The sequence below is a fragment of the Ancylobacter polymorphus genome (genome assembly GCF_022836935.1).
Lineage (GTDB): Bacteria > Pseudomonadota > Alphaproteobacteria > Rhizobiales > Xanthobacteraceae > Ancylobacter > Ancylobacter polymorphus_A.
Genome location: NZ_CP083239.1, coordinates 254,488 through 273,486 on the forward strand (window position 1 = coordinate 254,488; position 18,999 = coordinate 273,486).

Genomic DNA, 18,999 nt, shown 5'->3' on the forward strand with positions numbered 1-18,999 from the left:
AGAGACAAGCCCCCCTCTTCGCGAAGCGGAGCCCGGCGCCGCGTCTCCCTTGAGATGCGAACCGTCGCGACGCGGAGATCAAAGGCGGGTAAGCTCGCCTGCAAAACGAGGGATGGGAGGAATGTCCATGCGACCGGCGATGCTTGGCCTTGCGCTCAATGTACTGGCCGCCTGTGCGGTTCTCGGCTTTGCGGCGCCAGCGGGCGCAACGAACTATCTTTGCAACCAGGCCTTCGCCCTCTGCACCTCGGCGCCCTGTATTCCCCAGCCGGGCAACCCGGACGTGTCGATCTGCGTCTGCGAGATGCAGGAGGGACCGAACCTCGCCACCGTTCCCTGCGACACGGTGCGGCCGAGCACGGACGCCAACGGGGTGCGCACCGTCTATTCGCAGTTCGCCCTCACCCAGTTCCAGCAGGGCAAGCAAGGGCTGCGCTGCCCGAGCGGCACGCCCTGGTCGCAATGCCTCAATAAGATCTGCACCGTCGACCCCGCCAATCCGGACAAGGCGATCTGCGCCTGTGACATCGTGCGCACGGGTGAGTGGCAGACCGCAGGCGGCGACTGCCAGGCCGCGACCTGCGGCACGGCCTATTGGTCGGGCGCGCTGCTGGCTGATTCCAGGAACAATGCCGACTTCATGATGCAACAGCTTAAAATGCCGGCCTCGCCGGCCGAGGCATGCCCCGTTCCGACGCCCTGATCGCAGGAGCCGACCCATGCGCAAGATCGCGCTTGAAGAGCACTTCACCACGCCCGAACTCGCCGCCTATGTGGCCCGACCGACGCAGAGCGACGCGCTGTTTGCCGATGTCGAGCGGCGTCTGGCCGATTTCGATGATCTGCGGCTCGACATGATGGACCGCACCGGCATCGCGCGCATGGTGCTTTCCGTCACCACGCCGGGGGTGCAGGGGCTGCGTGACACCATGGAGGCGCTACGGCTTGCCCGCAACGCCAATGATTTCCTCGCCCGCGAGGTGAGCAAGCGGCCCAACCGCTATGCCGGCTTCGCCCATCTCGCCTTGCAGGACGCCGAGGCGGCGGGGCGTGAACTGGAACGGGCGGTGCGCGAACTCGGCTTTTGCGGGGCGCTGATCAATGGCCAGACCAACGGGCATTATCTCGACGAGGAGCGCTACCTGCCCTTCTGGGAACGTGTCGAGGAACTCGGCGTGCCGGTCTATCTGCATCCCGGCGCCATGGCCGACCAGCCCGCCATGTTCGCGCACCGGCCGGAAATCGGTGGCCCGGTCTGGGCCTGGACGGCGGAAACCGCCGCCCATGCGCTGCGGCTGGTCCTTGGCGGCACGCTCACCCGCTTTCCCGGCGTGCGGATCATTCTCGGCCATATGGGCGAGACGCTGCCCTTCCTGCTCTGGCGTCTCGACAGCCGGCGGCAATTCGACCTCGGCGAGACGCTGCCGCCGGAGGCGCTGCCCTCGGCCATCATCCGCCGCAGCATCAAGGTGACCACCTCGGGCGTGTGCGATCCGATAGCACTTGCCGCCACGCTTGAGGCTCTGGGCGAGGACAATGTGATGTTCTCGGTCGACTACCCCTATGAGGACCCCGACATCGCCGCCGCCTTCATCGACACCGCGCCGCTCAGCGAGGAGGTGCGCGCCAAGGTCTGCCACGGCAATGCCGAGCGGCTGCTCGGCCTCTAGCCGGTGCAACCGCCCACGCGGCGGCTTCGACGAAAGTCTGGCCCCTCCCCCGCCGATCCACTAGCCTGCGCCAAAACAAGGTGCCAAGCCCGTGGAAACGCCTGAACTGCCCGCCCTGCGCTCCTACCATTCCTGGATCGCCAACGAGACGCTTGAAGACTATTCGCTGCGCTACACCGCGCGTTCCTTCCGGCGCTGGTCGCCCTTCGTCATCGCCAACACGGCGCTCGGCGGCATTTCGTTCCTGGCGCTGGAAACCATCGGCGCCTCGATCACGCTGAGCTATGGCTTCCTGAATGCCGGGCTGGCGATTCTCGCAGTGTCGCTGTTCATCTTCGTCACCAGCCTGCCGATCGGCTATTATTCCAGCAAATACGGCATCGATCTCGATCTGCTGACCCGCGGCGCCGGCTTCGGCTATATCGGCTCGACCATCACCTCGCTGATCTATGCCAGCTTCACCTTCATCTTCTTCGCGCTGGAAGGCGCGATCATGGCGCAGGCGCTGAAGATCTATGCCGATGTGCCGCTGGTGCTCGGCTATATCGTCTCCTCGCTGGTCATCATCCCGCTCACCCTCATGGGCATCACCATGATCTCGCGGCTGCAAATGGTGACGCAGCCGCTGTGGCTGGCGATGATGATCCTGCCCTTCGTCATGATCGCGCTGAAGGCGCCGGACGACATCGCCGAATGGGTCGGCTTCGCCGGGCTGGAGACCGGCTCGCGCGGCTTCGACGTGCTCGCCTTCGGCGCGGCGGTCAGCCTGATGTGCTCGCTCGTGGTGCAGATCGGCGAGCAGGCGGATTATCTGCGCTTCCTGCCGGAGAAGACGGCGGCGAACCGGCTGCGCTGGTGGAGCGCGGTCATCGCCGCCGGGCCGGGCTGGATCGTCATTGGCGGGCTGAAAATCCTCGCCGGCGGGCTGCTGGCGGTGCTGGTGCTCGGCAGCGGCCTGCCGCGCCCGGCGGCGCTGGAGCCGATCCACATGTACATCGTGGCCTATAGCCACGTGTTCGAAAACCCGGCGCTGGTCTTGTTCTGCGCCACCTTCTTCGTGCTGATCTCACAGATCAAGATCAACGTCACCAATGCCTATGCCGGCTCGCTCGCCTGGTCGAACTTCTTCTCGCGGGTGACGCATTATCACCCCGGCCGGGTGGTGTGGCTGGTGTTCAACATCCTCATCTCGCTGCTGTTGATGCTGCTCGGCATCTTCGACACGCTGGAGGTGGTGCTCGCCGTCTATTCCAACATCGCCATGGCCTGGGTCGGGGCGATCGTCGCCGATCTCCTGGTGCTGAAGCCGCTCAAGGTCAGCCCAAGCTTCATCGAGTTCAAGCGCGCGCATCTGCACGATTTCAATCCCGTCGGCTGCGGCGGCATGGCGCTGGGCTCGCTGGGCTCGCTCACCGCCTTCACCGGCGTGCTGGGGCCGCTGATGCAGGCCTATGCCGCGCCCTTCTCCTTCCTCATCGCCTTCGCCAGCGCGACACTGATCGGTTTCGCCACGCGCGGGCGCTACTACCTCGCCCGTCCGCCGGTGCATCCGGGCCTCGGCCCCGAGGGCGCGACGGTGCTGCGCTGCGAAATCTGCGACCATGGCTATGAGCGGGACGACATGGCCTATTGCAGCTTCTATGAGCGGCCGATCTGCTCGCTGTGCTGCAGCCTCGACGCGCATTGCCACGACGCCTGCAAGAAATCGCATCAGGACCTTGAAAGCTCGCGCTCGCGCTATCTCGGCGACGGCTTCACCCGCCGCATCGCCCCGCACATGCCGCAGCGGCTGCTGAAAGTGGCGGGCGTGCTGGTGGCGCTGTCGGTGGTGACGGGGGCGCTGTTCCTGCTCACCTACCGGCTGATCGACCCCGGCGAGGACGTGCCGCATCTCGACAATGGCGCGCTGCTGCTGCGCATCTTCCTGGCGCTGCTGCCGCTGCTGGCGATCAGCGCGTGGTGGATCGTGCTCGCCAATGAGAGCCGGGAGCTTGCCGAGCGCAACCTCGTCGGCTCGCTGGAAAAGCTCTACGAGACCCGCGAGGAACTGACCCGCAGCGAGCGCCTCGCCGCGCTCGGCCAGTTGACCGCCACGGTGAGCCATGAGTTGCGCAACCCGCTCGGCACGCTGGCCACCTCGGTCGCGGTGCTGCAACGGGCGGGCAACCTCACCGGCGAGCGCGAGCGCGGCGAGCTCGACCGCATCCAGCGCAATGTGCGTCGCTGCGTCCGCATCATCGACGACCTCCTGGAATTCTCCCGCCGCCCCAACGTCGCCATGGTGCCGCTGGCGCTCGACCCGTGGATCGCCGAGCAGGCGGGCGACCTGCGCGCCCTCGGCCCGGTGCCGCTGGAACTGGACCTCGGCTGCGGCGGGATGATCGAGGCCGATGGCGAGCGGCTGCGGCAGGTGCTGGTCAATCTGGTGCAGAACGCCATGCAGGCGGTGATGGAGCGCCCCGCCGGCGCGCCGCCGGGCCGGGTGCGCCTCGCCACCGCGCGCGAGGGCGAACAGGTGGTGATCACGGTCGCGGATAATGGCGCCGGCATGAGCGCGGAGGTGCGGGCGCGGCTGTTCGAGCCCCTGTTCAGCACCAAGCCGTTCGGCCTCGGGCTTGGCCTCGCGCTGGTGCAGCGCATCACCGAGCGCCATGGCGGGCAGGTGCGGGTGGACTCGGTGCCGGGCACCGGAACCCGTGTCGAACTGCGCCTGCCCGGCGCCTCCGGGGAGAGCCGCCATGTCGCTTGAGGCTGCCCCCGACGCGCCGTCGCGCGTGCTGATCGTCGATGACGACCCGGACTTCGCCGCCAGCCTCGCTTTGCTGCTGGAGATGGAAGGCTACGCCGTCACCGTGGCGCATGACGGCGCCGGCGCCCATGCCGCGCTGGCGGGGCCGCTAGCGGACGGGCCGGCGGTGGCGCTGGTGGATATCCGCCTCGGCCATGAGGACGGGGTAGCGCTCGCCACCGCGCTGATCGGCGCGCGGCCGGGACTGCTGGCGGTGATGGTCACCGCCTATGCCTCGGTGCCCACCGCCATACGTGCGCTGCAGGCCGGCATTTACGACTATGTCTGCAAGCCGTTCGAACCGGCGGAGCTGCTGGCGATCCTCGCGCGCTGCTTCGACCGCCACCGCCTCGCGCGCGAGCGCGAGCAGGCGGAGGAATTGCTGCGCCGCGCCCGCCGGCTGGAGGCGATCGGCCAGCTCTCGGCCGGCATCGCCCATGATTTCAACAATTTGCTCGCCGTGGTCGGCGGCAATCTCAAGCTGCTGCGGGACGAGCTGGCGCGCGGCGGCGAGGCCGATGGCGCCCTGATGCGCGAACTGGTGGCCGACGCGCTTGCCGCCGTCGAGGAGGGCACCGCCGCCAACCGGCAGCTGCTCGCGGTCGGCCGCGCCCAGACGCTGCTGCCACGCACCATCGACCTTGCGCAGGCGGTCGAGCACACCGCCGCCACCGCCCGCGCGGCGCTGGGTGCCGGCATCGCGCTGGAACTCAGCCGGCCGGCCGCCCCCTGCCCCGCCAAGGTGGACCCGCGCCCGTTCGAGGCGAGCCTGCTCAACCTGCTGATCAATGCCCGCGACGCGCTGGGCGGCGCCGGCCTGATCCGGCTTGGCGTGGCGCTCGCCGATCTCGACGCCCGCGCGCCCGCGCGGCTGGAGGACATGCCGGCCGGCGCCTATGCCGTGGTGACGGTGGAGGATGAAGGCTGCGGCATGACGCCGGAGGTGCTGGAGAAAGCGCTCAACCCCTTCTTCTCCACCAAACCGGCGGAAAGCGGCAGCGGGCTCGGCCTCGCCACCGTCTATGGCTTCGCACGCCAGTCCGGCGGCAATCTTCTCATCGAGAGTGCGGCGGGCTGCGGCACCCGCGTCACGCTGGTGCTGCCGGCGGCGTGAACACATAGCCCTCACCACGCACGGTCTGGATGAGCTGCCGGCCGCTGCCATCGTCCAGCTTGCGCCGCAGCTTGCCGATCATCACGTCGATGCTGCGGTCGAACGGCGCCCATTGCCGGCTCGCCACCAGATCGAGCATCTGGTCGCGGCTCATCACCCGGCCGGGACGTTCCGCCAGCGCCGCCAGCAGACGGAACTCATGCGCGGTGAGATCGACCCGCCCGCCATCCGGGCCGGTGAGTTCGCGCCGGTCGAGATCGAGCCGGAAGGCACCGAAGCCAATGCGGTTCGCCCGCTCCGGCGGCGTTGCGGCGGGGGCCCGGGCGAGGCCACGGGCGCGGCGCAGCAGGGCGCGGATGCGCGCGAGCAATTCGCGCGGCTCGAACGGCTTGGTGAGGTAGTCGTCGGCGCCGATTTCCAGGCAGACGATCTTGTCGACCGTCTCGCATTTGGCCGAGAGCATGAGCAGCGGCATGTCCCAGCCCGCCCTGAGGCCGCGCGCCAGCGTCAGCCCGTCCTCGCCGCGCGGAAAGGTGAGATCGAGAATGACGAGATCATAGGGCGTGACGGCGAGCGCGTCGCGCATGGTGGCGCCGTCGAGCGCGAACTCCGCCGCAAAACCCTCGCGCGTCAGAAACTTGGTCACGAAACCGCACATCCGCCGGTCGTCATCGACCATCAGGATGCGCGGCATGCGCACCGCCTCGTTCATCGTCCCGCCCCGTGCATTTGCGCATCGAGACGACAGATCGTCGCCTTGGAAGCGATCCTAACCGGTCGTCCCCGCGCTGCGCAGCCATGCCGCAGACCGATTACAAAAATTTACATTCGCCCCTGCCAGCGCGGGAAGAGCGCTTACATCGGCTTCCTAGCCTGCTGCGGCAGGGTGCGGGCGTGTGGCTTTCCGGCCGCCCGCCTTTCAGGAACGGCGCCAACGCCGCGGCACCCTCACAGGAGGAAGCTCATGGCCAAGACCGTCTTCAAGATCGATCTCAACAAGGCGCCGGAAGATCAGGCGATCAAGACCCACAACCGCTGGCACCCCGACCTGCCGATGGTCGAGACGTTCAAGCCGGGCGATGAGTTCCGCGTCGAGTGCTACGACTGGACCGGCGGCCAGATCGGCAACAATGACAGCGCCAACGATGTGCGCGACGTGAACCTGACCAAGGTGCACTATCTCAGCGGCCCGTTCGGCGTCGAGGGCGCCGAGCCGGGCGACCTGATGGTGGTCGACATTCTCGACATCGGGCCGATCGAAGGTTCGGAATGGGGCTTCAACGGCCTGTTCGACAAGAACAATGGCGGCGGCTTCCTGACCGAGCACTATCCCGACGCGGTGAAATCCTGCTGGGATTTCCACGGCATCTACACCACCTCGCGCCACATCCCGAAGGTGCGCTATCCCGGCCTCGTCCATCCCGGCCTGATCGGCTGCCTGCCCGACCACAAGCTGCTGGCGGAAGCCAACCGGCGCGAGGCGGCGCTGGTCGCCACCGATCCCAACCGGGTGCCGCCGCTGGCCTGCCTGCCCTTCTCCGACACCGCGCTGATGGGCCAGATGACCGGCGCGGCGCGCGACAAGGCGGCGGCGGAAGGCTGGCGCACCGTGCCGCCGCGCGAGCATGGCGGCAATTGCGACATCAAGAACCTGTCGCGCGGCTCGCGCTGCTACTTCCCGGTCTATGTGAAGGGCGGCGGCCTCTCCATGGGCGACATCCACTTCTCCCAGGGCGATGGCGAAATCACCTTCTGCGGCGCCATCGAGATGGCCGGCTGGATCGACATCGGCGTCGGGCTGATCAAGGGCGGCATGGCGAAATACGGCGTGGTGAACCCGATCTTCAAGCCGAGCCCGATCGACCCGCATTTCGACGACTACCTCATCTTCGAGGGCATCTCGGTGGATGAGCACACGGGCGAGCAATATTATCTCGACGCGCATGTCGCCTATCGCCGCGCCTGCCTCAACGCCATCGAATATCTCAAGAAGTTCGGCTATTCCGGCGAGCAGGCCTATTCCATCCTCGGCACCGCGCCGGTGGAGGGACGCATCGCCGGCATCGTCGACATTCCCAATGTCTGCGCCACGGTGGCGATCCCCACCAAGATCTTCGAATTCGACATCAACCCCAACTCCACCGGGCCCACAAAGCAGGTGTCGGGCGTCGATGTCGCCCGCGCCAGCTGACCCCTCCGGCACAGAGCGCCCCGGTCGGCCTGCCGGCCGGGGCCGAGGAGATCCATCATGCTGCTCGGACTTGGCCTGCTCTATGTCGGCGCCGTCCTCGTGCTCAATGGCCTGTGGCTCTTGGGAAAGATCGAGGACCGCGAAATCATCGTGGTGAACGTCGTCTCCGGTGTGGTGACGCTCGCCATCTCGCTGTTCTGGGCGTTCAACCCGGAAGCGGATGCCGGCTCCATCAAGGGGGCGGCGCTCACCCTTCTGTTCACCGCCACCTATTTCTGGGTGGCCTATAACCGCGTCACCAAGGTGGACGGGCGCGGGCTCGGCTGGTTCAGCCTGTTCGTCGCCATCACCGTCGTGCCGGTGGCGATCCAGTCGCTGCGCGGGGCGGACAGTTCCATCAGCCTCTGGATGGGCTGGAACTGGGTCGGCTGGGCGCTGCTGTGGTTCTGCTACTTCCTGCTGCTCACCATGAAGCAGCCGATCCTGCGCTTCACCGGCGCCTTCACCGTGCTCATCGGCATCGTCACCGGCTGGGTGCCGGGCGTGTCGCTGCTGCAGGGCTGGCTGAACCCCTGATCGCGCACGGGCCACGGCCCTTTGCTCTCCCGGATGGCCCACGGGCCATCCGTTCCCTTTCATGGAGGACCCAAGGATGCCCCTCTATTCCTATGCCTGCGACGATTGCGGGCCCTTCGAGGGCTGGAGCGCGATGAGCGAGGCGGACCAGCCGGCCTGCTGCCCGGAATGCAGCGGAACGGCGCCGCGCGCCATGGCGATGCCCCGGCTCAGCACGATGAACGGCACGCTGCGCAAGGCGCTGGCCCGTTCTGAGGGCACCGCCTCCGAGCCGAAGGTGGTCAAGCGCGAACATCTCGCCGGCTGCGGTTGCTCGCTCTGCGGCACGCGCAAGAACAAGCCCGCCCCGATCGAGCGGCGCTGGTCGCTCGGCCACTAATAGCCCGCCCCCCCGTCACGGGGTGGATGCGAGCACGCGGCCGCGCGGCTTGCCTCCCCCCTCTCCCGCGCCCGAACCGATGAGCGCGGCGAGCACCTCATAGGCGCCGTCAATATCGGCGGCCAGCGCCCGCGCCGCCCTTTCGGGATCGCGGGCGCTCACGGCGTCGAAGATCGCCCGGTGCTGATGGTTCGAGATGCGGAAATTGCCCGAACCGCGCAGCAGATGAAAGTAAGGGCTGATCTGCAGCCAGAGATTTTCGATGATGGTCAGCAGGATCGGCGATCCCGCGTGACGATAGATGTGGAAATGGAAGTCGTAATTGGCGCCGATATAGTGCTTGGCGTCCGCGTTCTTCTCGGCTTCCTCCAGACGCTCGAACGCCCGCGTCAACGCCGCGATCAGCGCACCATTCTGCCGCTCGGTGGCCCAGCGCACCGCGGTGGTCTCCACTTCCAGCCGCACCCGCCGCAAATCTTCCAGTCGCGCTGATGTCAGCTTCGGGATGCCGATGGTGCGCCCGGAGACCACGGTGAGCACGCCCGCGCCGGTGAGCTTGGTCAGCGCCTCGCGCACCGGCATCGGGCTGACGCCGAACGCCTCGGCCAGATGCGCCACGGTGATCGACTGGCCCGGCGCGATCCCTCCTTCGAGGATCAGTTCGCACAGCCGGCGGAACACGCCTTCCTGCAACGTCTGCTTGTGAAGCGGAACGACCTGTTCGCGTAGATCGGACATCAGCGACTCCCGGCTGCGGATGGCCTCAGCATAGCCCAGCGCGCGAGGGACTTGAAGACGGTTTTGATTTTTGATCTAATATCAAAATCGACGACACGCGACAGACGTGCCGCGCTTGGGAGGACGACGAATGAGGATGACAGCCCGTATCGGGCTGGCGGCGCTGTGCGCGCTCGCCGGTGCCGTGACCCCCGCCATGGCCCAGGAAAAGCAGAAGGTTTTCCTGTCCATGAGCTATATCGGCAATGACTGGCAGGCCGAGGCCGCCAACATGGTCAAGGCCATGGCCGCCTCGAAGACGCTGCGCGACAAGATCGACCTCGAAGTGCAGGTCGCCGGCCCCAATGCCCAGCGCCAGATCCAGCAGATCAACGCCATGGTGCAGGCCGGCGCCAAGGCGATCGTGGTCTACCCGATCTCCCCCACCGCGCTGAACCAGGTGGTGAAGAGCGCCTGCGCCAAGGGCGTGAAGATCGTCGCCTATGACTCCGTGATCACCGAGCCCTGCGCCTACAACGTCACCATCGACCAGGCGGAAGCCGGCCGGCGCACGGCGGAATGGCTGGTGGAAAAGCTGGGCGGCAAGGGCAATATCGTCCTCGTCACCGGCGTGCCCGGCACCTCGGTGGATAGCGGGCGCACCAATGCGGCGAAGGAAGTCTTCGCCAAGCATCCCGGCATCAAGATCGTCGGCGAGGCGGTCGGGCTGTGGAGCCAGGCCGTGGCGCGCACCGAGCTTTCCAAGCTGCTCGCCACCCGCAACTGGAACGACATTGACGGCCTGTGGATGCAGGTCGGCTGCTACACCGCCAATGCGATGCAGCTGGAAGCCGGCCGCACGGCCGAGCAGCTCAAGCCCTGCGCGGGCGAAGGCTCCAATGGCGGGCGCATCCAGATGCTGAAGGCCGGCGCCGAGGTGGAGGGTGCCGACGGCGCCTACAAGCCGCTCGGCGCGCCGCGCATCTCCTACGCCTCCCCGCCCTATTCCGGCGCCTATGCGCTGAAGCTGGCGGCGGAACTGCTCGACGGCAAGGAGGTGCCGCACAACGTCACCCTGCCGCTGCCGATCGTCACCAATGAGACGGTCAAGCTCTGCGAGACCGGCAGCTGGGACGAGATGAAGGCCGGCTGCAACGTGTTCAAGCCGTCCATCATCCCCAATCCCGGCTGGTTCGCCTCGATCTTCTCCGAGAAGACGCCGGAAGTCGGCCTGAACGCTGCCCTCGTCGGCCAGCCCGAGAACTGAGACCCGTACCCGGCGGAGCGCGCCCTGCCGGCGCGCTCCCTTGCGGGCCGCTCCCGGCGTCGGCGGCTGCCGGCGCCCCCTCTCGCGCGCCAACGGAGAGATGGCCATGTCCCCTCAAGAGACCCCGCCCGCCGTCGCGCTCGCCGGCGTGTCGAAGGCGTTCGGCGCGACCCGGGCGGTCAGCGATGTCAGCTTCACGGTCCGCGCTGGCACGGTGCACGCCCTGCTCGGCGAGAACGGCGCGGGCAAATCCACCACGATGAAGCTGCTCTCCGGCCTCATCGAGCCCGATGAGGGCACCATTGCCATTGACGGGCGGGAGGTGCGGCTGCGGTCCCCGCGCGACGCCCACCATGCCGGCATCCGCACCGCCTTTCAGGAACTCACCCTGGTGCGCGACCTCAGCGTGCTCGACAGCATGCTGATCCCCGCCGCGCCGGTGAGCCTTTTCGGCACGCTGCGACGCAGGCAGGTCGCCGAGAACGTCGCCGCGCATTTCGCCCGGCTGGGCCTTGCGGTGGACCTCCACGCTGAGGTCGGGCGGCTCGACCTTGCCCTGCGCCAGAAGATCGAGATCGCCCGCGCCCTCTACCGCCAGCCGCGCCTGCTGCTGCTCGACGAGCCGACTTCGGCGCTGGCGGGGAGCGATGTCGAATGGCTCGGCACGCTGATCGCCGACGCCAAGGCGCGCGGCATCACGGTTCTGTTCATCTCCCACCGCATGCCGGAAGTGCGCGCCTTCTGCGACGACATGACCGTGCTGCGCAACGGCAAGCGGGTGGCGAGCGGCGCGGTGGCCGATTTCACCGACGCGCAAGTGGTGGAAATGATCATCGGCCGTTCGCTCGACCAGACCTTTCCCCCGCGCCGCGCCGTGCCGGTGGCCGACCGCCCTGCCCCGGTGCTGGAGACGCGGGGCCTCACCGCCGGCGCCAAGCTCAGCGATGTCGACCTGGTGCTGCGGCCGGGCGAGATTCTCGGCGTCGCCGGGCTGCAAGGCATGGGCCAGAAGGAGCTGTTCTCCGCCTGTTTCGGCGCGCTGCCGATCCGGCGCGGCGAACTCCTAGTCGATGGGCGTCCGGTGCATCTCTCCAGCCCGGCGGACGCGCTGCACCCCTCGCTGCGCATCGGCTTCGTGCCGGAGGACCGCAAGACGGAAGGGCTATTCCTCAATCTCGACGGCACCACCAATGCCAGCCTGCCGGTGATCGACAACTTCTGCCGCCACGGCCTGATCGACCGCGCCGCCGAGCGCGCCGCCACCGACCGTGTGTTCGCCGCGGTGGATGTCGCGACGGTTGCCGCTTTCAAGGCCGCCGGCGCCTTCTCCGGCGGCAACCAGCAGAAGATCGCCTTCGCCAAATGGCTGGTGGCGCAGAGCCGCATCCTGCTGCTGTTTGACCCCACGCGCGGGATCGATGTCGGCACCAAGCACCAGCTTTACGAACTGATCCGCGCCTTTGCCGATGCCGGCGGGGCCGTGCTGTTCCATTCCACCGAAATCCCCGAGCTCGTCCATCTCAGCGACCGCGCCATCGTCCTCTATGAGGGCCGCGTCACGGCGCGGCTGGAACTCGACGCGCTGGACGAGCGGACGGTCATGCGCGCCGTGCTCGGCCATGGCGCCACCCGTCTCACCGACGGAGCCGCCGCATGAGCCTCGACCTCGCCACCCCCGTCACCTCCGCCGCCCCGCGTGCCCGATCGCGTGCATCGGCCCGCGCACCGTCCGCCCCGCGCCGCTGGCTCGGGCGCAACCGCGCGCCGCTGGTGGCGCTCGCGGTGTTTCTCGGCCTGTTCCTGCTGGTCGATGCGCTCAGCCCCGGCCCGCTCGCCTATTTCGATGTGTCGTTCCAGATTTCCGGCGCGACACCGCTGGCGCTGGCGGCGATGGGGCAGACGCTGGTGGTGCTCTCCGGCGGCTTCGATCTCTCCGCCGGCGCTGTCATCTCGCTGGTCAATGCGGTGCTGGCGCGCTCCATGGACCCGGCCGCCACTGAGGCCTCCGTGTTGGTGTGGACGCTGGCCGGAATCGGCATCGGCATGATGGTCGGCGCCGTCAACGGCTTCTTCGTCGCCGTGGTCCGCCTGCAGCCCATCGTGGTGACGCTCTCGACCATGTTCATCGTCCAGGGCGTGACGCTGCTGGTTATGGACCAGCCGGGCGGCTTCATTTCGCCCGCGCTCGGCAGCTTCTACATGGGCGACGCGGTGGAAGGGCTGGTGCCGATGGCGCTGGTGCTGCTCGGCCTCGCCGCCTTGTTCTGGACCTGGCTGCGCAAGACCGGCTTCGGCGTCGCGCTCTATGCGGTGGGCAGCGATCCAGCTTCGGCCATGGCCACCGGCATCCGCCTCACCCTGGTGCGCTTTGCGACCTATGTGCTGGCGGGCGGGTTCTACGGCCTGTCCGGCGTGTTCGTCAGCGCCCAGACCGGCTCGGGCGACCCGCTGGTCGGTAATTCGCTGCTGCTGTCCATGTTCGCGGCGGTGGTGATCGGCGGCACGCGGCTCGGCGGCGGCAAGGGCGGGCTGGTCGGCACCATTTTCGGCGCGCTGGTGCTGATGGTGGTGGTCAACATCCTGCTGGTGCTGAACGTTTCCGCCTATTTCGCCACCATCGCCGAAGGCGGCGTGCTGCTCGCCGCGGTGCTGATCGGCTCACTGAGCCGCGATTCCGTGCTCAGCGACCAGTTACGGCGGCTGGGCGGGGCGATCGCGGCGCGGCGCGCCGGCACGCATGTGAGCCAGCGCCCCGCCGGAGACCGGCGCCTCGCCTTCGTCACCGGTGCGGCGACGCCGGCACGCAGCGTGGCGCCGAGCTTCCTGCAGCGCCATGGCCGCGAGCTGCGCTTCGCCCTGCCGGCCTATGTGTGCCTCGTGCTGGTGCTGATCGCGACGCAGTTCGTGCTCGGCAACACGCTGGCCAATTGGGGGTTCTGGAATGCGCTTCTGGTGCTTTCCACTTTCCTCGTCATCCTCGCGCTGGGCCAGGGCGCGGTGATCCTCACCGGCGGGCTCGACCTTTCCGTGCCCTGGACCATCGGCCTTTCCGGCATCCTGCTCGCCGGGCTGGTGCAGGGCTCGGACGCCGCCCTGCTCTACGCCCTGCCGGCGGTGTTCGCCGTCGCGGCGCTGATCGGCCTGCTGAACGGGCTTGGCGTGGTGGCGCTCGGCCTCTCGCCCATCGTGGTGACGCTAGCGGCGAACGGCATTCTGCAGGGACTCGCCCTGCTCTATTCCGGCGGCACGCCGGCGGGCTTCGCCTCGCCCGCTTTGCGCTGGCTGATGACCGGCAAGATCGCCGGCATCACCCCCGTGCTCGTGCTTCTGGCGCTGTTCGTCGTCGGCGGCACGCTGCTGCTCGGCCGCACCGCCTTCGGCCGGCGGGTCTATGCCATCGGCAATTCAATGGAGGCGGCGCGGCTGGCCGGCGTGCGCACCGGGCGGGTGGTGATCGGCGTCTATGTGCTCTCGGCACTGTGCGCGGCGCTGGTCGGCATCCTGCTCACCGGCTTTTCCGGCCAGGCGAGCCTCGGCATGGGCGACGACTATCTGCTGCCCTCCATCGCCATCGTGGTGGTGGGCGGCGCCCTCATCACCGGTGGGCGCGGGCATTTCCTCGGCATGGTCGGCGGCGCGCTGCTGCTGACCGCGCTGCAGACGCTGCTGGCCGGCACGACGCTTCCCTATGCCTTCCGCGCCATCCTGTTCGGCGGCGTTGTGCTCGCCGCCGTGATCGCCCTTCGCGAAAAGAGGAACTGACCCATGTCCCCCACATCTTTTGCCGGCGGCCTCGAAGGGCAGCGCGTGGTCGTCACCGCCGGCGCCGGCGGCATCGGCCTCGCCATCGCCCGGCTGCTGCACGCGCAGGGCTGCCGCCTCGCTCTGTGCGACGTGGCCGACGACGCGCTCGCCGCTGCCGCATCCGAACTGCCGGGCACCACGGTGATGAAGGCCGACGTGTCGGATGAGGGGCAGGTGGAGGCGTTCTTCGCCAACGCCCTCGGCGCGCTGGGCGGGCTCGACGCGCTGATCAACAATGCCGGCATCGCCGGCCCGACCGGCGCGGTGGAAGACATCGTCCCGGCGGAATGGCGGCGCTGCCTCGATATCGGCCTCACCGGCCAGTTCCTCTGCGCCCGGCAGGCGGTGCCGCACATCAAGCGGGCGGGCGGCGGCGCGGTGATCAACATGTCCTCGGCAGCGGGCCGCCACGGCTATGCCTACCGCACGCCTTACGCGGCGGCGAAGTGGGGGGTGATCGGCCTCACCCAGTCGCTCGCCAAGGAGCTGGGGCCGCACAATATCCGCGTCAACGCCATCCTGCCCGGCATCGTCGCCGGCCCGCGCATGGAAGGGGTGATCCGCGACCGCGCCGCGCAGGTGGGTGCGAGCTATGAGGACATGGAGGCGCGCTATCTCGACAAGATCTCGCTGCGCCGCATGGTGACGATGGAGGATGTGGCGTCCTCGGTCGCCTTCCTGCTCTCGGATGCCGGCCGCAACCTCTCGGCCATGTCGTTCAATGTCGACGGCAATGTGGAGACGTTGTGATGGGTGCCCCCTCGCGCGTCGCCATTGTCGGGGCCGGGCTGATCGGGCGCGCCTTCGCCATCACCTTCGCCCGCGCCGGGCATGAGGTGCGGCTGTGGGACCCGGCGCCGGACGCCGCAGCGGCGGCGCTGGATTATGTGCGCTCGGTGGGCGAGGACCTCGCGCGCAACGACCTGCTGAACGGGCGGAGCGTGGACGACATCGTCGGCGCGCTCAGGCCCTTCGCCACGCTGGCCGAGGCGCTCGACGGCGCCATCTGGGTGCAGGAATGCGGGCCGGAGACGATCGAGGTCAAGCGCGCCAGCTTCGCCGAGATCGACCGGCTGGCACCCGCCGACGCGGTGCTGGCCTCGTCGAGTTCGGCGCTGCTGCCCTCGGCCATTTTCGAGGCCGTGCCCGGCCGGGCGCGCGGGGTCGTCGCCCACCCGATCAACCCTCCCTATCTGGTGCCGGCGGTGGAAGTCGTGCCCTCGCGCTGGACCGAACCGGCGGTGCTGGACCGCGCCGTCGCCTTCCTCGCCGCCGCCGGCCAGGTGCCGCTGCGGATGGAGAAGGAGATCGACGGTTTCATCATGAACCGCATGCAGGGCGCGCTGATGGAAGAGGCGTTCCGCCTCGTCGCCGGCGGTTATGCCAGCGCCGCCGATGTCGATCGCGGCATCGCCGACGGTCTCGCCCTGCGCTGGAGCTTCATCGGCCCGTTCGAGACCATCGACCTCAACGCGCCCGGCGGCATCGCCGACTACATCGCCCGCTACCAGCCCATGTATGCCGGCCTGTCCCAGGGCATGCGCGAGCGGGTGGACTGGGCCGCCGTGGCAGCCGGCGGGGTCGAGGCCGAGCGCCGCGCCGCGGTGCCCGCCGCGCAGCTTCCCGCCCGCCAGCGCTGGCGCGACCGCCGGCTAATGGCGCTCATCGCGCAGAAGCGGCGGGCCGACCGCGACATCGGCCGCTGACCTCTCACCTCAGGAACTGATCCCATGTCCACCGCCTCCACCGCCCGCCCCGTTCCCACCGGCAAGGTCATCATCACCTGCGCCTGCACCGGGGCGATCCACACGCCGACCATGTCGCCTTATCTGCCGATCACGCCGGAACAGATCACCGCCGACGCCATCGGCGCGGCGGAAGCCGGCGCCGCCATCCTGCACCTGCACGCCCGCAACCCGGAGAACGGCCGGCCGGACCAGACGCCGGAAGCCTTCGCCCGCTTCCTGCCGCAGGTGAAGCAGGGCACCAATGCGGTGATCAACATCACCTCCGGCGGCAGCCCCTACATGAAGGTGGAGGAGCGCGTGCTGCCCGCCGCGACCTTCAAGCCGGAGGTCGCCTCGCTGAATATGGGCTCGATCAATTTCGGCCTCTACCACCTCGTGCAGAAGTACGACAGCTTCAAGTTCGACTGGGAAAAGCCGCATCTCGAAGCCACGAAGGACCTCGTTTTCCGTAACTCCTTCAAGGACATCGAGTACATACTCGACACCTGCTACGGCAATGGCACGCGCTTCGAGTTCGAGTGCTACGACATCGCCCATCTCTACAACCTCGCCCATTTCGCCGATCGCGGCCTCGTCAAGGCGCCGTTCTTCGTCCAGTCGGTGTTCGGTCTGCTGGGCGGCATCGGCACGCATCCGGAAGACGTGATGCACATGAAGCGCACCGCCGACCGTCTGTTCGGCGCGGATTACCGCTGGTCGGTGCTGGGCGCGGGGGCGAGCCAGCTGCGCATCGCCACCCAGTCGGCGGCGATGGGCGGCAATATCCGCGTCGGGCTGGAGGATTCGCTGTGGGCCGGCAAGGGCAAGCTCGCCACGTCCAGCGCCGATCAGGTGCGGATGGCGCGGAAGGTGATCGAGGGCCTGGGGCTTGAGGTCGCGACCCCGGACGACGCCCGCGCCCTGCTGCAGCTCAAGGGCGGCGACCAGGTGAATTTCTGACCCCACGCCAACGACAATGGGAGGAAGCGATGCGGATCGAGGTTCTCATCGACGTGAAGACCACGCTGGGCGAGGGGCCGCTGTGGGACGCCGAGCAGGAACGCCTCTATTTCATCGACAGCTTCGACGGCCGTGTGTTTCGCACCACGGCCGACGGGCGCGAGGTGCGGGCCTGGGACGTGCCGGCCAAGATCGGCTCCATGGCGCTGCGCAAGGACGGCCAGGGCGCCATCGTCTCGCTGCAGACCGGGTTCCACGCGCTCGATTTCCGCTCCGGCGACTGCGATCTGATCGTCGATCCCGAGAGCGACAAGCCCACCACCCGGATCAATGACGGCAAGGTGGACCGGCGCGGGCGCTTCTTCGCCGGCTCCATGGACACGATGGAAGAAGGCCCGCATGGCGCGCTCTACCGGCTCGACCCGGATTTCACCCTGACCACGGTCGATCGCGGCATCATCTGCTCCAATGGCCCGTGCTTCAGCCCGGACGACAGGACCTTCTATTTCGCCGACACCTGGACCGGCGAGATCTGGGCCTATGATTACGACATCGACACCGGCACCGCCTCCAACCGGCGGACCTTCACCAAGGTCGACACCTCCAGGGGTGGTGCAGCGGACGGCTCCACCGTCGACGCCGAGGGCTTCCTGTGGAACGCGCTGGTCTATGACGGGCGGCTGGTGCGTTACGCGCCGGACGGCAGCGTCGACCGCATCATCGACATGCCGGTGAAGAAGATCACCAGCGTGATGTTCGGCGGGCCGAAGCTTGACGTGCTCTACGTCACCTCCATGGCCAAGCCGCCGCTGCCGCGCTTTCCCGGCGACGGGGCGCTGCGCGGCAGCCTGTTCGCGATCTACGATCTCGGCATAACCGGGGTGCCCGAGCCGCGCTTCGGCGCCTAGCAGGGGTCTGGGCGCGCGCTAAACAGGCGTCACGGCGTAGCGCAGATGCACCACGCCGTGATCGAGCGTCTCGGCGGCGAGCAACGACAGGCTCACCTTGCCGGCGAGACCCTCCGGCCCGGCATCGACAATCGCCTCACTGCCGGGGCGGGCATCGAGCGCAGGGGCGATCAGCACGCTGAACTCGTCGACCAGCCCGGCGGCGAAGAAGGCGCCATTGGCCCGCGCACCGCCTTCCAGCGCGAGGCGCTTGATCCCGAACTCCCGCGCCAGGATGTCCAGCGTCGCGGCCAGATCGATCTCGTCGCCCTCCGCGACGATGTAGGAGACGCCATCGGCCGCCAGTTCGCCGAGATGGCTGTCCGGCACATCGCGCCCCAGCAGAGCAATGGCGTGATCTCCGCCGACCTCGGCTCCCCTGAAATGCACTTTGCCGGCGGGATCGAGCGCGATGGCGTAGCTCGCCGCCCGCGCCGCGACATGCAGCGGGCGGGCGACCGCGCCCACTTCGGCCGGCGGATGCGGCACGCCCTTCGCCATCTCCGCCATCGTCACCCGTCCAACCAGCCAGGCATCGGCGTTCAGCGTCGCGTGAATTTGCTCATAGAGCCGGCCCCAATCGCTGCGGCCGCCCTGCGGGCTGGCGGTGAAGCGGCTCGGGTGCAGCCGCCCGTCGAGCGAGGTTTCCATCAGGCAGACGACATAGGGCTTCACGGACAGGCTCCCTGCTACGACCGGCGCGACGCGGCACCGAACGCTGACCTATGGCGGCGGGGCCGGCTTGGGTAGGCCTTGGCCGACGATTCCCCGCGTGTCCGACGGGGCTTGACCCCGTATTTTATATTATCTATCGTTTTTATATTCTAATGGAGTCCAAGGCAGGCGCGCCCACGCCCAC

General features: G+C 68.3%; 17 protein-coding genes. 14 read left to right on the plus strand and 3 right to left on the minus strand.

What is annotated here, in order from left to right:
- Nucleotides 1–121 precede the first annotated feature (121 nt).
- From K9D25_RS01120 to K9D25_RS01135, 4 genes are all read left to right on the plus strand, one after another.
- Complete coding sequence (locus tag K9D25_RS01120; RefSeq protein WP_244378424.1) at nucleotides 122–703, plus strand: hypothetical protein; 582 nt, start codon at nucleotides 122–124, stop codon at nucleotides 701–703.
- Between the two features lie 16 nt (nucleotides 704–719).
- Entirely contained in the window at nucleotides 720–1,670 is a 951-nt protein-coding gene (locus tag K9D25_RS01125; protein ID WP_244378426.1) for an amidohydrolase family protein, read from the plus strand.
- Nucleotides 1,671–1,761: 91 nt separating this feature from the next.
- Nucleotides 1,762–4,419, plus strand: a complete 2,658-nt coding sequence (locus K9D25_RS01130; RefSeq protein WP_244378428.1) for an ATP-binding protein — start codon at nucleotides 1,762–1,764, stop codon at nucleotides 4,417–4,419.
- Complete coding sequence (locus K9D25_RS01135) at nucleotides 4,409–5,572, plus strand: response regulator (protein WP_244378430.1); 1,164 nt, start codon at nucleotides 4,409–4,411, stop codon at nucleotides 5,570–5,572. Before K9D25_RS01130 ends, K9D25_RS01135 begins: the two co-directional genes overlap by 11 nt.
- On the opposite strand, the gene K9D25_RS01140 is transcribed toward K9D25_RS01135, so the two are convergent.
- Complete coding sequence (locus K9D25_RS01140; protein ID WP_244378432.1) at nucleotides 5,547–6,284, minus strand: winged helix-turn-helix domain-containing protein; 738 nt, start codon at nucleotides 6,282–6,284, stop codon at nucleotides 5,547–5,549. The genes K9D25_RS01135 and K9D25_RS01140 overlap by 26 nt on opposite strands.
- Before the next feature lie 252 nt (nucleotides 6,285–6,536).
- Between K9D25_RS01140 and fmdA the strand changes: the two genes are divergently transcribed.
- From fmdA to K9D25_RS01155, 3 genes are all read left to right on the plus strand, one after another.
- Nucleotides 6,537–7,763: a formamidase gene (fmdA, locus tag K9D25_RS01145; RefSeq protein ID WP_244378434.1), complete on the plus strand. Its 1,227-nt coding sequence runs from the start codon at nucleotides 6,537–6,539 to the stop codon at nucleotides 7,761–7,763.
- 57 nt (nucleotides 7,764–7,820) lie between these two features.
- Nucleotides 7,821–8,339, plus strand: a complete 519-nt coding sequence (locus K9D25_RS01150) for an AmiS/UreI family transporter (RefSeq protein ID WP_244378436.1) — start codon at nucleotides 7,821–7,823, stop codon at nucleotides 8,337–8,339.
- Nucleotides 8,340–8,415: 76 nt separating this feature from the next.
- Nucleotides 8,416–8,718 carry an FmdB family zinc ribbon protein gene (locus tag K9D25_RS01155; protein ID WP_244378437.1) on the plus strand — a complete coding sequence of 101 codons (303 nt, stop codon included), beginning with the start codon at nucleotides 8,416–8,418 and terminating at the stop codon, nucleotides 8,716–8,718.
- Nucleotides 8,719–8,733: 15 nt separating this feature from the next.
- On the opposite strand, the gene K9D25_RS01160 is transcribed toward K9D25_RS01155, so the two are convergent.
- Nucleotides 8,734–9,456, minus strand: a complete 723-nt coding sequence (locus tag K9D25_RS01160; protein WP_244378438.1) for a GntR family transcriptional regulator — start codon at nucleotides 9,454–9,456, stop codon at nucleotides 8,734–8,736.
- A gap of 196 nt (nucleotides 9,457–9,652) precedes the next feature.
- On the opposite strand from K9D25_RS01160, the gene K9D25_RS01165 reads away from it, so the two are divergent.
- From K9D25_RS01165 to K9D25_RS01195, 7 genes are all read left to right on the plus strand, one after another.
- A complete protein-coding gene (locus tag K9D25_RS01165; protein ID WP_432207931.1) occupies nucleotides 9,653–10,702 on the plus strand; it encodes a sugar ABC transporter substrate-binding protein in 1,050 nt (349 codons plus the stop codon).
- A gap of 106 nt (nucleotides 10,703–10,808) precedes the next feature.
- Complete coding sequence (locus K9D25_RS01170; RefSeq protein WP_244378440.1) at nucleotides 10,809–12,359, plus strand: sugar ABC transporter ATP-binding protein; 1,551 nt, start codon at nucleotides 10,809–10,811, stop codon at nucleotides 12,357–12,359.
- The gene (locus tag K9D25_RS01175; RefSeq protein ID WP_244378442.1) at nucleotides 12,356–14,464 is read left to right on the plus strand and encodes an ABC transporter permease; all 2,109 of its coding nucleotides are present in this window, start codon (nucleotides 12,356–12,358) and stop codon (nucleotides 14,462–14,464) included. Before K9D25_RS01170 ends, K9D25_RS01175 begins: the two co-directional genes overlap by 4 nt.
- Before the next feature lie 3 nt (nucleotides 14,465–14,467).
- Nucleotides 14,468–15,256 carry an SDR family oxidoreductase gene (locus K9D25_RS01180; protein ID WP_244378445.1) on the plus strand — a complete coding sequence of 263 codons (789 nt, stop codon included), beginning with the start codon at nucleotides 14,468–14,470 and terminating at the stop codon, nucleotides 15,254–15,256.
- Nucleotides 15,256–16,212 (plus strand): 3-hydroxyacyl-CoA dehydrogenase, encoded by a 957-nt coding sequence (locus tag K9D25_RS01185; RefSeq protein ID WP_244378447.1) that lies wholly within the window; start codon nucleotides 15,256–15,258, stop codon nucleotides 16,210–16,212. The genes K9D25_RS01180 and K9D25_RS01185 overlap by 1 nt, the downstream gene beginning before the upstream one ends.
- A 24-nt stretch (nucleotides 16,213–16,236) precedes the next feature.
- Complete coding sequence (locus tag K9D25_RS01190; protein WP_244378448.1) at nucleotides 16,237–17,193, plus strand: 3-keto-5-aminohexanoate cleavage protein; 957 nt, start codon at nucleotides 16,237–16,239, stop codon at nucleotides 17,191–17,193.
- Between the two features lie 29 nt (nucleotides 17,194–17,222).
- On the plus strand, nucleotides 17,223–18,101 hold the full coding sequence (locus K9D25_RS01195) for an SMP-30/gluconolactonase/LRE family protein (RefSeq protein WP_244378449.1): 879 nt from the start codon (nucleotides 17,223–17,225) through the stop codon (nucleotides 18,099–18,101).
- 18 nt (nucleotides 18,102–18,119) lie between these two features.
- Here the strand turns inward: K9D25_RS01195 and K9D25_RS01200 are convergent, their stop codons facing one another.
- The gene (locus K9D25_RS01200) at nucleotides 18,120–18,815 is read right to left on the minus strand and encodes a dihydrofolate reductase family protein (RefSeq protein WP_244378450.1); all 696 of its coding nucleotides are present in this window, start codon (nucleotides 18,813–18,815) and stop codon (nucleotides 18,120–18,122) included.
- Nucleotides 18,816–18,999: the final 184 nt, after the last annotated feature.